Source organism: Pseudomonas sp. PVC-5-1 (assembly GCF_057444345.1).
Genome location: NZ_CM172024.1, coordinates 1,203,504 through 1,218,078 on the forward strand (window position 1 = coordinate 1,203,504; position 14,575 = coordinate 1,218,078).

Annotated in this window: 14 protein-coding genes; 7 read left to right on the plus strand and 7 right to left on the minus strand. The window is 64.2% G+C overall.

Going from position 1 to position 14,575, the window contains the following annotated elements; translation table 11 throughout:
- Positions 1 to 64: 64 nt before the first annotated feature.
- From AC2T3R_RS05530 to AC2T3R_RS05545, 4 genes are read left to right on the plus strand one after another with little or no spacing between them, the layout of a single operon-like run.
- Entirely contained in the window at positions 65 to 355 is a 291-nt protein-coding gene (locus AC2T3R_RS05530; RefSeq protein WP_025337946.1) for a hypothetical protein, read from the plus strand.
- A 3-nt stretch (positions 356 to 358) separates the two neighbouring features.
- Positions 359 to 1,228, plus strand: a complete 870-nt coding sequence (locus AC2T3R_RS05535; protein WP_486744757.1) for a DUF72 domain-containing protein — start codon at positions 359 to 361, stop codon at positions 1,226 to 1,228.
- Positions 1,229 to 1,256: 28 nt separating this feature from the next.
- The gene (locus tag AC2T3R_RS05540) at positions 1,257 to 2,087 is read left to right on the plus strand and encodes an isocitrate lyase/PEP mutase family protein (protein WP_367245302.1); all 831 of its coding nucleotides are present in this window, start codon (positions 1,257 to 1,259) and stop codon (positions 2,085 to 2,087) included.
- Positions 2,087 to 2,776, plus strand: coding sequence for an extensin-like domain-containing protein (locus tag AC2T3R_RS05545; RefSeq protein ID WP_367245301.1), 690 nt, complete (start codon positions 2,087 to 2,089; stop codon positions 2,774 to 2,776). Before AC2T3R_RS05540 ends, AC2T3R_RS05545 begins: the two co-directional genes overlap by 1 nt.
- A 12-nt stretch (positions 2,777 to 2,788) precedes the next feature.
- On the opposite strand, the gene AC2T3R_RS05550 is transcribed toward AC2T3R_RS05545, so the two are convergent.
- Entirely contained in the window at positions 2,789 to 3,409 is a 621-nt protein-coding gene (locus tag AC2T3R_RS05550) for an energy transducer TonB (RefSeq protein WP_486744758.1), read from the minus strand.
- A 103-nt stretch (positions 3,410 to 3,512) separates the two neighbouring features.
- Between AC2T3R_RS05550 and AC2T3R_RS05555 the strand changes: the two genes are divergently transcribed.
- Positions 3,513 to 4,289 (plus strand): class I SAM-dependent methyltransferase, encoded by a 777-nt coding sequence (locus tag AC2T3R_RS05555; RefSeq protein WP_397462383.1) that lies wholly within the window; start codon positions 3,513 to 3,515, stop codon positions 4,287 to 4,289.
- Positions 4,290 to 4,453: 164 nt separating this feature from the next.
- Here the strand turns inward: AC2T3R_RS05555 and AC2T3R_RS05560 are convergent, their stop codons facing one another.
- Positions 4,454 to 5,095, minus strand: a complete 642-nt coding sequence (locus AC2T3R_RS05560) for a TetR/AcrR family transcriptional regulator (RefSeq protein ID WP_013971232.1) — start codon at positions 5,093 to 5,095, stop codon at positions 4,454 to 4,456.
- A gap of 193 nt (positions 5,096 to 5,288) precedes the next feature.
- Between AC2T3R_RS05560 and AC2T3R_RS05565 the strand changes: the two genes are divergently transcribed.
- Positions 5,289 to 6,389: an efflux RND transporter periplasmic adaptor subunit gene (locus tag AC2T3R_RS05565; protein ID WP_486744759.1), complete on the plus strand. Its 1,101-nt coding sequence runs from the start codon at positions 5,289 to 5,291 to the stop codon at positions 6,387 to 6,389.
- Between the two features lie 6 nt (positions 6,390 to 6,395).
- The gene (locus AC2T3R_RS05570) at positions 6,396 to 9,461 is read left to right on the plus strand and encodes an efflux RND transporter permease subunit (RefSeq protein WP_486744761.1); all 3,066 of its coding nucleotides are present in this window, start codon (positions 6,396 to 6,398) and stop codon (positions 9,459 to 9,461) included.
- Positions 9,462 to 9,589: 128 nt separating this feature from the next.
- On the opposite strand, the gene AC2T3R_RS05575 is transcribed toward AC2T3R_RS05570, so the two are convergent.
- From AC2T3R_RS05575 to plsB, 5 genes are all read right to left on the minus strand, one after another.
- Positions 9,590 to 10,279, minus strand: coding sequence for a DUF4197 domain-containing protein (locus AC2T3R_RS05575; protein ID WP_015269179.1), 690 nt, complete (start codon positions 10,277 to 10,279; stop codon positions 9,590 to 9,592).
- Positions 10,280 to 10,313: 34 nt separating this feature from the next.
- Complete coding sequence (locus tag AC2T3R_RS05580; RefSeq protein ID WP_015269180.1) at positions 10,314 to 10,712, minus strand: YbaY family lipoprotein; 399 nt, start codon at positions 10,710 to 10,712, stop codon at positions 10,314 to 10,316.
- Between the two features lie 121 nt (positions 10,713 to 10,833).
- Positions 10,834 to 11,547: a hypothetical protein gene (locus AC2T3R_RS05585; RefSeq protein WP_486744762.1), complete on the minus strand. Its 714-nt coding sequence runs from the start codon at positions 11,545 to 11,547 to the stop codon at positions 10,834 to 10,836.
- Positions 11,548 to 11,586: 39 nt separating this feature from the next.
- Positions 11,587 to 11,961 (minus strand): YbaY family lipoprotein, encoded by a 375-nt coding sequence (locus AC2T3R_RS05590; protein WP_486744763.1) that lies wholly within the window; start codon positions 11,959 to 11,961, stop codon positions 11,587 to 11,589.
- An 80-nt stretch (positions 11,962 to 12,041) separates the two neighbouring features.
- A complete protein-coding gene (plsB, locus tag AC2T3R_RS05595) occupies positions 12,042 to 14,528 on the minus strand; it encodes a glycerol-3-phosphate 1-O-acyltransferase PlsB (RefSeq protein ID WP_486744764.1) in 2,487 nt (828 codons plus the stop codon).
- Positions 14,529 to 14,575: the final 47 nt, after the last annotated feature.

Below are 14,575 nucleotides of genomic sequence, written 5' to 3' on the forward strand. Positions count from 1 at the left end.
CGAGCATTAGCGATGGAACCCTGATGCTGCTAAATTGCCATCATTGGTTCTGAGTGCTCATGCCATGCGTATCGACGGTTTCTCATCGCAGTCCTATCCGATCAAGCGCACCCCGCGCAAGGCAGCGGTACGTGACGAGGCCATCGATGATGCCGAGGTGATCGAGGAGGTCGAAACCGCCCCTCAGGAAGCCACCGCCCGCCGTCGCAGCGGTGGCCTGCCAGCCCGCCAGCAGGACATGATTTTCCCCCGCGCCCGTGACCGCCGCACCGCTACCGCATTGGCCAGCTACCTGAGTACTGCCGGTTTTACCGACTGGGACATGGAAGTACTGGGGCTCGACCTGTACATTTAGTGGATGAGTCCATCACCACTGCCTTATTTTCTCGGTTGCCCGTCATGGAGCGAAAACGCCTGGCGCGACTACCTGTATCCCGCCGACGCCAACAGCGGTGAAATGCTCGGCTACTACAGCCAGGTGTTCAACGCCGTCGAGGGCAATACCACTTTCTACGCACGCCCCGCACCAGGCACTATTGCGCGCTGGGCGCAGATCATGCCCGAACACTTCCGCTTCACTGCCAAGTTTCCCCGGGACATCAGCCATGAAGGCGACCTGCGCGATCAGCTGGAACCGGCCTTTGACTTCACCCGCCTGATGGCCCCGCTGGGCCAGCGCGTAGCGCCGTACTGGCTACAGTTGCCGGCCCAGTTCAGCCCCGCACGGCTGGGCGAGCTTTGCCACTTCCTTGACGAAGTCGGAGTGCCGGTGGCCGTGGAGGTGCGCAACCAGGCTTTCTTCGCCAAGGGTGAAGAAGAGCGGTTGCTCAACCGCCTGCTGCATGAGCGCGGTGTGGAGCGTATCTGCCTGGACCCGCGCGCCTTGTTCAGCTGCACCTCTCGTGACCCTGCCGTGCTGCATGCGCAGGCTAAGAAGCCCAAAGTACCGCCTCGCCCGGCAGCCTTCACCCAGCACCCGCAGGTGCGCTTCATCGGCCACCCGCAGCTGGAGGCCAACGAGGCCTTTCTTACCCCTTGGGTGGACAAGATCGCCGCCTGGATCGAGGAAGGCCGCAACCCTTACATCTTCCTGCACACCTCGGACAACCAGCTGGCCGCGGCGCTGGCCCAGCGTTTTCATCAACGCCTGATGCAGCGCCTGCCGGGCCTTGCCGCGTTGCCGGAATTGTCGCGCACCCCCGAGGTCGAACAATTGGGGCTACTCTGACCTTCCCCTGACTGCCGGAGGTTGAACCATGGATGTGCAAACCCTGCGAGCCGAAGCCTTCAAGGCCCTGCACGAGCGCGACAGCGCCTTCGTCATCCCCAACCCGTGGGATGCAGGCTCGGCCAAGTTGCTGGCCAGCCTGGGCTTCGAGGCGCTGGCCACCACCAGTGCAGGCCTGGCTTTCAGCCTGGGCCGTCCGGACGCCGAAGGCGCCTTGAGCCTGGACGATACCCTTGATAATGCCGGGGAGATCGTCGATGCCACCCCGCTGCCGGTGGCTGCCGACTTGGAGAACGGCTTTGGTGACCTGCCCGAAGATTGTGCCCAGACCATCCTGCGCGCTGCCGAGGCTGGCCTGGTAGGCGGTTCCATCGAAGATGCCAGTGGCCGCAGTGAAGCGCCCATCTACGACTTCGGGCTGGCCGTGGAGCGCATTCGTGCAGCTGTGCAGGCAGCGCGTAGCCTGTCGTTCCCGTTCACCCTGTGCGCCCGGGCAGAGAACCTGCTGCACGGGCGCATGGACCTGGACGACACCATTCGGCGCTTGCAGGCCTATGCCGAGGCCGGTGCTGATGTGCTCTACGCGCCAGGGCTGCGTACTGTCGAGGAAATCCGCGCGGTGGTGCAGGCCGTCGCGCCACGGCCGGTGAATGTGCTGATGGGCATGGCGGGCGTGCCGCTGAGCGTCAACCAGTTGCAGGACCTGGGTGTACGCCGCATCAGCGTCGGCTCGTCGCTTGCCCGTGCCGCGTTGGGGGCCTTCCACCGGGCCGCGCTGGAGATTCGCGATGAGGGCACCTTCGGCTACGGTGAGCAGGCGCTGCCATTCGCCCAACTCAACGACCTGTTCCGCCGTTGATGAGGGCCGTGCTGGCGTTGCTGGCCGGCCTGTCGTTGCTTGCGGGGCTGGCCTGGCACCTGGGTTGGCGGCTGCCCGCCGCGTGGAACCCGTGGGCGCCGCTGGACGTGCGTCAGCCCCCCAACCTGCTGACCCCATACAAGTTGTCCCGCCTTCGCGATGACCCGACGCTGTGTCGCCTGGCACTTCAAACCAGCCAGCTGCGCTACCGGGCACAAGCCGACAGTTCGGCTACTGCCAACTGCCCATTGCGGAATGTATGGCGTATCGACGGTGGTCAGGCGCGGCTCGGCGGCAGCTTCCTGGCCAGTTGTCCGTTGGCAGTGGCGTATGCACTGTTCGAAAACCATGGCCTGCAGCCTGTGGCGCAACGGGTGTTGGGGCAGCCGGTGGCTCAGGTCGACCACCTGGGCAGTTTTGCCTGCCGCAATGTCTACCACCGCAAGCAGGGCCGGCTGAGCCAGCACGCCACGGCCGATGCCCTGGACATCAGTGGCTTTCGCCTGCGAGACGGCCAGCGCATCGTCCTTGCGCGGGACTGGCAGGCGGGCGGGCAGAAAGCGGAATTCCTTCGTCAGGTGCAGCGGGCGGCCTGTGACAGCTTCAGCACGGTACTTGGGCCGGACTACAACGCTGCACACCACAACCACTTTCATGTGGACATGGGCCGCTGGCAGATCTGTCGCTGAGCGTGGGCGCGTTCAGGCGTGGGCGCGCACGTTGTTAAGCACCACCGGGCGTGCCCAGTGGATGTCGAACTCCAGGTCGTTCTGTTGCTTGGCCAGGGTGGTGTCATCGAACGGTTCGGGCGCCGGGTCCAGCAGGTTGGTCTCGAACTCGGCGATCGGCAGGAACAGCGAGCGCGGAGCAGGGCCGGGGCCGGGCTCGGCAATCGGGTGACCTTGGCTCATCACCACCGGGCGTAGCCAGCTGTTGCTGATATCGAGCTGGCGCTGCTGCTCGATCAGCTCGACTGCGCTGAACGGCTCGGGGGCGGGCGGCAGCAGGTTGGCTTCGAGTTCTGCCTTGGGCAGGAACAGTGGCTCGGGCGGTGCCACGATGGTGTCATGCACCGGGCAGGCACGCTGGGCGTCGATCAGGGCTAGCGCCCGGGCGCCGCCGATCGGCTCGCCACTGCTCTGGTCGTATTGCACGAACGACTGGCTGACGCTGTCTACGGGCTCTTCCTGCTGCTCGGCCATGGCCCGGGCAAAGAAATCCTGCCACAGGTGGCTGACGCCCCCGAGTGCCTGAGTGTTGTGCTGACTGTAGTTGCCGACAGGCGACAGGTAGGTCAAGCCGATGGGAAGAGTATCTGACATGGCAGTCGCGCGCGTTGTGCTCTGGCAGAATAGCGGGATATTGCCTGTATCGGCCGAAGTAGCCGATACATTAACGGCTGGGTTCAATTTCTAGGTGTGAATGATGGAAGAGCAGGGCACAGGTATCCGGGTCGAGGCGCTGTCGGCTGAATTCGAGGCGCAAGCCGCTGCGTGGGCCGAGCGCCTTGAGTTGCCGCTGCAGGACGATGCTGCCGGGTTTGCCGTGCAGGTGGGCGTCGATGGCTTGCAGATCCAGCAATTGGGCCCGCAGGCACCGGGGCCGGTGCGGGTGGACTTTGTCGAAGGCCAGGCCGCGCACCGGCGCCTGTTCGGTGGTGGCAACGGGCAGATGATCGCCAAGGCGGTGGGCATTGCCCAGGGCGTGCGTCCGCAGGTGCTGGATGCCACTGCCGGGCTGGGCAAGGACGCGTTCGTGCTGGCCAGCCTGGGCTGCCAGATGACCCTGATCGAGCGCCAGCCGCTGATTGCCGCGTTGCTGGAGGATGGCCTGGCGCGGGCGCGGTCGGATGAAGAGGTGGGGCCGATCGTGGGGCGCATGCGCCTGCTGACCGGCAACGCCATCGAGCGCATGCGCGCCTGGGAAGGTGAGGCGCCCCAGGTGATCTACCTCGACCCGATGTTCCCGCACCGGGACAAGAGTGCGCTGGTGAAGAAGGAAATGCGTGTGTTCCGCCCATTGGTCGGTGATGACCTGGATGCCCCGGCCCTGCTCGAAGCTGCCCTGGCGCTGGCCAGCCACCGGGTGGTGGTGAAGCGGCCGCGCAAGGCGCCGATCATCGACGGGCCGAAGCCGAGCCACAGCCTGGAGGGCAAGTCGAGCCGGTATGACATTTACCCGAAGAAGGCCCTCAAGGCATGAGCTGAGAGCCTCGGTATCCTGCAGGAGCAACTATCTTATGTTGCCTGTAAGGGCCCTATCGCCGGCAAGCCAGCTCCCACAGGTACTGCACAGCCTTGAGGACAGTGCGATCAAGGTGGGCGCTGGCTTGCCGGCGATGGGGCCAGTCCTGGCAGCCTGATGTCTCAGGGCTGGAACGCCCGCAGGAACACACCTACCACCTCGCGCACATGTGCCTCGGCCTCATCCCCCTCCAGCGGCCCCGCGCATCCCAGCAGCAACCGGTAATCCGGTGCGCCCTTGACCAGGCAGAAGAAGTGCTCCGCCGCACGCAGGGGGTTGTCGATACGCAACAGTCCGCGCTCATGCGCCCCTCGCAACAGTGCCTCCATCCCCGCCAGCACGCGCTTGGGCCCGGCTTCGTAGAAGTACTCGCCAAAGCTCGGGTCCAGGCTGCCCTGGGCCATGATCAAGCGGCTGAGCTTGACTGCCTCATCGCTGCTGATCAGCGCCTGGAAGCCACGGGCAATGGTCAGCAGCACCTCTTCCACCGGCACCCCCTCGGGGTACTCGAACAGCATGTCGGGCAACTGGATCTGGCAGGTTGCCATTACCGCCGAGCCGAAAAGCGTCTGCTTGTCGGTGAAGTGGCTATATACGGTGAGCTTTGAAACACCTGCCGCCGCAGCGACCGCATCCATGCTGGTGTTGGCGTAGCCGAGGCTGAGGAAAAGGGCTTTGGCTGCTTCGAGAATTGCCTCGCGTTTGGCCAGGTCCTTGGGCCGGCCCGGGCCGATGGGTGCGTCGTTGGACATTGTGGTCTGCATCTGGTTGAAGAATCGCTCATCTTAACGGGTCAGACGCCAGCCTTCGAGTTGAACCGTTCTGGCGTGTCAGGCGAACAGGGCTTCGGCCATATCCTGCAAAAACCAGTGCATCCTACCTTCCCGGCGCCGGTTGCCTGACTTAATATACTCCCCAGTACAAATATTGAATGTACCCATCGCGAAAGGATTCATCATGTTGCGCCCTGCCTTGTTCATTGCTCTGTCTGCCGCTGCCGCGATGTTGCTGGCGGCGTGCGGCCAGGAACCCGCCCCACCGGCTGCGCCACGCCCGGCGCTGGTGGTGCAGCCGCAGCCGGCCGAAGCCGCTGCCGACAGTTACCCCGGCGAAGTGCGTGCACGCTTCGAGCCGGAACTGGCTTTCCGCATAGGCGGCAAGGTCAGCAAGCGCCTGGTCGAGGAGGGGCAGCGGGTAAAGGCCGACCAGCCGCTGGCCGAACTTGACCCGCAGGATGTGCGCCTGCAACTGGAGGCCAACCGTGCCCAGCTGGCAGCCGCCGAGGCCAACCTGTCGCTGGTGCGCGCCGAGCGCGATCGCTACCAGAAGCTGCTGGACCGGCAAATGGTCAGCCATTCCCAGTTCGATAACGCCGAAAATCTCTACCGTGCCGGCCTGGCCCGGCTGAAACAGGCCAAGGCCGAGTTCGACGTGGCTGGTAACCAGGCTGAATATGCTGTGCTGCGCGCACCCCAGGCCGGGGTGATCGCCAAGCGCCAGGTGGAAGTGGGCCAGGTGGTCGGCGCAGGGCAGACCGTGTTCACCCTGGCCGCAGATGGCGAGCGGGAAGTCGCCATCGGCCTGCCGGAGCAGCAGTTCGCCCGCTTTGCCGTGGGCCAGCCGGTGAGCGTGGAGCTATGGTCGCACCCGCAGGAGCGCTTCCAGGGGCGTATCCGCGAGCTGTCACCGGCTGCCGACCCACGTTCGCGCACTTTCGCTGCCCGTATTGCCTTTACCTCGGCCGCCACCCCGGCGGAGCTGGGCCAGAGCGCCCGGGTGTTCATCGCCCACGAAGGGCTGATCCCGTTGGCGGTGCCCCTGTCGGCAGTCACAGCGGAAAACGGCCAGGCCTACGTCTGGCGGGTCAACAAGGACAGCCGCCTGGAGCGGGCAGTGGTGCGCCTGGGGCCCTACGGCGCCGACAGCGTACCCGTGCTCGAAGGCCTCGCCCCCGGCGACTGGGTTGTCGCCGCGGGTGGCCATGTATTGCGCGAGGGCCAGGAGATACGCCCCGTGGACCGTACCAACCGCGTAGTGAACCTGACGGCCAAGGAGTAAGTCCCGATGGGTTTCAACCTTTCTGCCTGGGCGCTGCGCAACCGCCAGATCGTCCTGTTCCTGATGATCCTGCTGGCGGCCATTGGCGCCATGTCCTACACCAAGCTCGGCCAGAGTGAGGACCCGCCGTTCACCTTCAAGGCCATGGTCATTCGTACCCTGTGGCCCGGTGCCACTGCTGAGGAAGTGTCGCGTCAGGTCACCGAGCGCATCGAAAAAAAGCTGATGGAAACCGGCGAGTACGAGCGGATCGTCTCGTTCTCCCGCCCGGGCGAATCGCAGGTCACCTTCATGGCCCGCGACTCGCTGCATTCCAAGGACATCCCCGAGCTGTGGTACCAGATCCGCAAGAAGGTCGCGGACATCCGCCACACCTTGCCGCCGGAGATCCAGGGCCCGTTCTTCAATGACGAGTTCGGCACCACCTTCGGCAATATCTATGCACTGACCGGTGAGGGCTTCGACTACGCGGTGCTCAAGGACTATGCCGACCGTATCCAGATCCAGTTGCAGCGGGTCAAGGACGTGGGCAAGGTCGAGCTGATCGGGCTGCAGGACGAGAAAATCTGGATCGAGCTATCCAACGTCAAGCTGGCCACCCTCGGCGTGCCGCTGGAGGCCGTGCAGCAGGCCCTGCAGGAGCAGAATGCGGTCAGCACCGCCGGTTTCTTCGAAACGCCCAGCGAGCGCCTGCAACTGCGGGTGAGCGGGCGCTTCGACAGCGTCGAGCAGATCCGCCAGTTCCCCATCCGCATAGCTGAACGCACCTTCCGTATCGGCGATGTGGCCGAGGTGCACCGCGGCTTCAACGACCCGCCCGCACCGCGCATGCGCTTCATGGGCGAGGATGCCATTGGCCTGGCGGTTTCGATGAAAGACGGCGGCGACATCCTGGTGCTGGGCAAGGCATTGGAAAGCGAGTTCGAGCGCCTGGCACGCAGCCTGCCGGCCGGCATGGAACTGCGCAAGGTCTCGGACCAGCCGGCGGCGGTCAAGGCCGGCGTGGGCGAGTTTGTCCAGGTGCTGGTCGAGGCGCTGGTCATCGTGCTGTTGGTGAGTTTCTTCTCGTTGGGCTTGCGCACGGGGCTGGTGGTGGCGCTGGCCATCCCGTTGGTGCTGGCCATGACCTTCGCCGCCATGCACTACTTCGGTATCGGCCTGCACAAGATCTCCCTCGGCGCGCTGGTGCTGGCCCTGGGCTTGTTGGTCGATGATGCGATCATTGCCGTGGAGATGATGGCGATCAAGATGGAGCAGGGCTACGACCGCCTCAAGGCGGCCAGCTACGCCTGGAGCAGCACCGCGTTCCCGATGCTCACCGGCACCCTGATCACGGCGGCGGGCTTCCTGCCCATCGCCACGGCGGCCTCCAGTACGGGCGAGTACACCCGTTCGATTTTCCAGGTGGTGACCATTGCCTTGCTGACCTCCTGGGTGGCCGCCGTGGTATTCGTGCCTTACCTGGGCGAGCGCCTGCTGCCGGACCTGGCCAAGCTGCATGCCTCCCGTCATGGCAAGGACGGCCACTCGCCAGACCCTTACGCCACACCGTTCTACCAGCGTGTACGGCGTGTGGTGGAGTGGTGTGTGCGGCGGCGCAAGACGGTGATCCTGCTGACCATTGCCGCCTTTGTCGGCAGTATCCTGCTGTTCCGTTTCGTGCCCCAGCAGTTCTTCCCGGCCTCAGGGCGCCCGGAGTTGATGGTCGACCTGAAACTGGCCGAGGGTGCCTCGCTGGCCAACACTGCCGAGCGGGTCAAGCAACTGGAGGTGTTGCTCAAGCAGCAGGAAGGTATCGACAATTACGTGGCCTACGTGGGCACCGGTTCGCCGCGTTTCTACCTGCCACTGGACCAGCAGCTGCCGGCGGCCAGCTTCGCCCAGTTCGTGGTACTGGCCAAGTCGATGGAAGACCGCGAGCGCCTGCGCAGCTGGCTGATCAGCACCATGGACCAGCAGTTCCCCGACCTGCGTGCCCGGGTCACCCGCCTGGAAAACGGCCCGCCCGTGGGGTACCCAGTGCAGTTCCGGGTGACTGGCGAGCACATCGAGAAGGCCCGTGCGCTGGCCCGTGAAGTGGCCGACAAGGTGCGCCAGAACCCGCATGTGGTGAACGTGCACCTGGACTGGGAAGAGCCGAGCAAGGCGGTGTTCCTCGAGATCGACCAGGACCGCGCCCGTGCCTTGGGCGTGAGCACCGCTCACCTGTCGAGCTTCCTGCAAAGCTCGCTGACCGGCACCACGGTCAGCCAGTATCGCGAGGACAACGAGTTGATCGAGATCCTGCTGCGCGGCACCCGGCAGGAACGCAGCGAGCTGGGCAACCTCGGCAGCCTGGCACTGCCGACCGACAATGGCCAGAGCGTGGCGTTGTCGCAGGTCGCGACTCTGGAGTACGGCTTCGAGGAGGGCATCATCTGGCACCGTAACCGCTTGCCGACGGTGACCGTGCGCGCCGATATCTACGACAAGGAGCAGCCGGCGACGCTGGTGAAGCAGATCGAACCGACCCTGCGTGACATTCGTGCCAAGCTGCCGGATGGTTATTTGCTGGAAGTGGGCGGCACGGTCGAGGACTCCGAGCGCGGGCAGAAGTCGGTGAATGCCGGCATGCCGCTGTTCGTGTTGGTGGTGCTGAGCTTGCTGATGATCCAGCTGCGCAGCTTCTCGCGCACGGTGATGGTGTTCCTCACCGCGCCGCTGGGGCTGATTGGCGTGACCTTGTTCTTGCTGGTATTCCGCCAGCCGTTCGGCTTTGTCGCCATGCTTGGCACCATTGCCCTGGCGGGGATGATCATGCGCAACTCGGTGATCCTGGTGGACCAGATCGAGCAGGACATCGCGGCGGGGCTGGATCGCTGGCAAGCGATCATCGAAGCCACGGTGAGGCGCTTCCGCCCGATCGTGCTGACTGCTCTGGCGGCGGTGCTGGCGATGATCCCGTTGTCGCGCAGTGTGTTCTACGGGCCTATGGCGGTGGCGATCATGGGCGGGTTGATCGTGGCCACCGTGCTTACCCTGCTGTTCTTGCCGGCGTTGTATGCGGCTTGGTTCAGGGTGAAGAAGGGCTGAAGGCCGCAGGGGAGGGCTTTGCCCTCCTTTCGCGACACAAGGCCGCTCCCACAAAGGTCCTGCATTCGCCGATCAATGTGGGAGCGGCCTTGTGTCGCGATGGGCTGCAAAGCAGCCCCCAGGGGCCCTCAGAGGGCGCCGAAGACCTTCTTGGCCAGGCTGGTAGCCGCTTCAGCCGGGTTCTGGCGAATGCTCTGCTCCTGCTTGGCAATCATCTCGAACAGGCCATCCAGTGCCTTTTCAGTCACGTAGTTCTCGATGCTGGCGCTCTTGGCATCGACCACACCCAACGCCACTGCCTGCCCGGCAAAGTTGTTGTACTGCTGAGCCAGGCCAACCTTGTCGGTAGCCTGCTTGACGATCGGCAGGAACTTGGCGCGGATCTGCTCGCGGCTGCTCTTGTTCAGGTACTGGGTGGCCGAGTCGTCACCGCCGGCGAGGATGCCCTTGGCATCGGTCACGCTCATGTTCTTCACGGCATCTACCAGAATCGCCTGGGCCTGCGGCACGGCAGCCTCGGCGGCCTTGTTCATGCTGGTTTCCAAGGCCTCGACCTGTTCACCCTTGCCGAACATCTTCATCGCCTTGGCGGCCTTGCCCAGGTTGCCAGGCAGTTCGATGCGCACGTCGGGGTTGTCGCTGAAGCCGCCCGGGGTGCTCAGCTGCTTGACGGCCAATTGTGCGCCTTGGGTCAGTGCATCCTTCAGGCCGCCAGTGGCATCTTTCTGGGTCAGATCGCCAAGCGACAGGGCCAGGGCACTGGCCGACAGCAGCAGGCCGGCACACAGGGTGGTGAAGCGCAGGGAAGTGCGGATCATGAAGCTTTCCTTGTAAACAGATGAAATACGGGTGTCAGCGGACCGGATCGACCTTGATCCGCACGGGCTGAGGGTCACTGCCGTCGAGCATGACACCGTGGTGCTCGGTGTTTATGAACAGCAGCTTGCCGTCCAGCTCGATGCGCGCGCTTACCGCATAGCGGTGGCCTGGCTTGACCTGGGCCGGGTCGTAGATGAGGTGGAATGGCAGCGGTACGTTGCCTTTGACCGGGCCAGCCTGGCGGGCCAGGGTAACCGCCGGGGCGTCCATCAGCGAGACGTCCTGCAGCTCCACGCTGAGGGTGGCGGCCGGTGGCAGGGCACTGCGTTGCAGGTAGAAGACTTCGCCATCCAGGCTGGCCTGGTTGGACGGGGTGTGGCTGGAACAGGCTGCTAGCAAGGATGCGCAACACAGCATAAAGAGCTTTTTCATGGTATCTCCGAAGTCCTTGGCGTTGGCTTGTGGCCAACCCCAGGGACTTTAGCGGATTTCTTCTGGTGGGTCCTTGATGAAGATGCGACAAGGAGGGGGAGAGCAAGGCGAAGCGCAATATTCAGCTACGGCGCGGCGGTCGCAGGCTGATTGCCTCCAGTTCGGTAACGCTTTGAAGGGTCAGGCCGCGCAGCGTTCTCCCGGCGTACGGGGTCATGGTATGTGGGTCGTAGTAGGCCACGCGCAGATGCAAGGGTTCGTCGTCATTGACTGTGTTGCCATCCAGGTACGTGGTAAGCGTCACAGGTCCCTGTGTCGGCCACAGGGCGGCACCGGCAATGTAGCTGGAGCTTCTGTTGCTGTAACCGTCTTCCTGGGTCCGATACAGGCCGAACGTCATGAGCGCCTGTGGCCTTAGCAACTCTTCGGGAATCTCGATGATGTTCTTCATCTCGATGATCGCGGGCGACAGGGGCTGCTGACTTTGCTCGCCAGGCTGGGCGGGTATCCTCAGGACCATGGGAGGGTTTGGCTCAGGCTGGTTGATTGCAAGTGGCATCGACAGGCTCAAGCTGTTTGGCTCTTCATTGACGCCAACACCATAACTGGCTACTAGCGTTGGTTCGGGACCTTCCGGCAGGCTATTGCGGTCCAGCAGCAAGTTGAAAGGCATTGCGACGCCAAGCGTCTGGCACCCCCAGGCGGCCAGGATGATCTTGGTCTCATCCGTGCCCAACTGTACGCGTACGCCAAGGTGCGGTGCGCCTTCAGCTGTATGGATGCACGACGGGACAAGCACGGTCCCGCGGATCTCGATGAAGTTGGCGGGTAGCATGTTGGTTTTCCTCGGTTCGGTCATGGGTACAGGCGCCAGTCACTCAGCGAGGTTGTCGCTGAACTGGCGACCGTTTTCGGTGGCAATCTGGTCGACAGTCACCCGTTGTGTACCCGATACCGTGGCTGGTTCTATCGAGTGACGGCTGGTGGTGATGTAGCGCAGTTGGCCGTCTATCTCGATGCGCGCGGCGAGGGCATAGCTGCGGCGTGGGTCGATAAGGCTGGTATCAAACGTCAGCGGCAGATTGATCGGCATCAGGCCGCCACAGCGCAGACGCAACTCGGCAACGCTGATGGAGCGCGCATCTGCCTTCGAAATATCGATCAGCTTCAATTCAACCAGGCCGGACGGTGCGAGCGTGTTATCGCCAGAGGAAACGATTTCAACGTCCAGCGTCTTCATTTGAGACATGTTGGTGCTCCTTGAGAGGGATGTGCTGAAGTAGCACCGTGATCCTGGTCCCTCCCAAGGGCTGAGAGCAGCCTGAAAAGCTACCGCTGTATAAGCTCCGCAGGCTCATCGCGGTGCAATGCCACCTGGCGGATCGACAGGCGCAGTTCCGCAGACAGCACGCGCTTGGCCACGCCTTCGGCCAGCTCGCCGAGCTTGTCGCGATAACCGAGCTTGCCCTGGGGGTCTGCATGTAGCACGCCTTGCTCGACCAGCGTCTGGATAAAGTGGCGGAACAGGGTCTTGTCGAAGAACTCCGGGGCGTTCAGGCCGTGCAGGATCGACAGGCGCTGGGCCATCATCACGCACAGGTCTTCCAGTTCTTCGGCGCTGAGGCTGTTCTGCCCGCTGTTCAGCAACAGCGAGGTGGCCATGTAGAAACGCTGCAGGGTCTGGGTGATGGTGCGGGCGAGCAGGGTCAGCAACACGAACTGCCGCGAGCTGGGCGCCGGGCGAATGTAGATGGCGTTGTCCTGGCGCAGCAGCCCTTGCTCGACCAGTGCGGCCAGCCACTGGTCGATCACCGCATCCAGTTGTTCCGGCGTCCAGCGCAGGAACAGTTCGGCCTGCAGGTAGGGATACAGCGCGTGTACATACTGGCCCAGCAGTTCGCGGCTCATGCGCGAGCTGCTGAGGAAGAAGCTGGCCAGCAGCGCCGGCAGGGCGAAGATGTGCAGCACGTTGTTGCGGTAATAGGTCATCAGTACCGCGTTGCCTTCATCCAGGTACAGGATGCGGCCCAGGGCGTCCTTCTGCTCGGCCACCAGGTTCATCCCGCGCACGTGCTCGATCAGCGCCTGGCCGTCGCCGTCGGGCAGGGTGGTGTGCGGCGAGTAGGGTACCTGGCGCAGCAAGGCCAGGTACAGGTCGAGCACGCGGGTCAGGGCGCGCTCGTCCAGGGCCAGGCGGCTGGTGGACAGCAGCGCCAGCGCCACCAGGTTGACCGGGTTGATAGCGGCCGCCTCGTTGAGGTGGCGGGCAACGGTTTCGCCCAGGCGGGTGGTGGTGGCGTTGAGCCAGGCCGGGCGGTACTGCGGGCCGTGGTCCTGTTCACGCCAGCCGGGTTGTTGCTGGTCGAGGAAACCGGCCAGGCGGATCGGCTCGCCAAAGTTCACGTACACCTGGCCAAATCGCTGCCTGAGCGCGCCGAACACCTTGAAGATATCGAAGATCGACTCTTTCTTCTTGCTGGCACCGCGCAGCTCGCCCAGGTAGGTGCGGCCTTCGAGCACGCGCTCGTAGCCGATGTAAACCGGCACGAAAACGATCGGCGTACGCGATGAACGCAGGAAGCTGCGCAGGGTAATGGCCAGCATCCCGGTGCGCGGCTGCAGCATGCGCCCGGTGCGCGAGCGCCCGCCTTCGACGAAGTACTCGACCGGAAAGCCCTTGGTGTACAGGGTGTGCAGGTACTCGTTGAAGACCGCGGTGTACAGCGGGTTGCCCTTGAACGTGCGGCGCATGAAGAAGGCGCCGCCACGGCGTAGCAGGTTACCCACCAGTGGCATGTTGAGGTTGATGCCCGCGGCCACGTGCGGCGGCGTCAGGCCGTTGCGAAACAGCAGGTACGACAGCAGCAGGTAGTCGATGTGGCTGCGGTGGCACGGCACATAGATCACTTCGTGGCCGGGTGCGATGCCTTGCACCTGCTCGATGTGGTTGACCTTGATGCCGTCGTAGATCTTGTTCCAGAACCAGCTCAGCACCACTTCGAGGAAGCGGATCGCGGTGTAGGTGTAGTCCGAGGCAATCTCGTTGCCATAGCGCAGGGCCTGGGCTTCGGCCTTGGCCAGCGGCAGGTTTTCCCGCTGCGCCTCATCGACGATGGCCTGGCGCACCTGGGGCGCGTGGATCAGGCCTTTGACCAGGTTGCGCCGGTGCGAGATGTCCGGGCCGATGACTGCGGTCTTCAGGTTGCGAAAGTGCACGCGCATCAGGCGCTGAGCCATGCGTACGGTGCGTTCGTGGCCCTTGTTGTGCTGTACCAGTTCGCGCAGGTGAATGGGCGCGGAGAACTGCACCCGGGTCTTGCGCCCGAGGATCAGTACGGTCAGCAGCCGGCGCAGGCGCCCGGTAACCGCCCAGCTGTCGGCGAACAGCAACTTCCACGGGCTGGATTCACTCGCCGGGGTCTGGCCCCAGAACACACTGACCGGAATGATCTGCGCATCCTCTTCGGCGTGCTGGCTGACGGCGGCGACCAGGCGCTCCAGGGTAGGCGGGGCGCCGCGCTTGTCATGGCGGCCGAGCCAGTCCGGGTCCGGGGTGAGGTAGAAGAATGCCGCTGGTTCCTGCAGCGGGCCAACCGCCACCGGCAGCACCGGGCGCGGCAGGCCTGCCTTGGTGCATTCATGGTCGAGCACGGCCAGGTCGGTGAGCGCGGGCGAGGGCAAGGCATAGAACACCGGCCGGCTGCGGTCGAGCTTGAGGGTGAGGGAGGACTGGTTGATGGTCTCGGAGCGCACCCACAGGTACAACAGGCGACGCAGGGCGCCGAAGATCAGGCGGCGCAGGGGGGAACGGGTCATGGGGTGTGTGCCCTGGGGGTGGTTTTCAGGTGGGTATCCAGCCAATT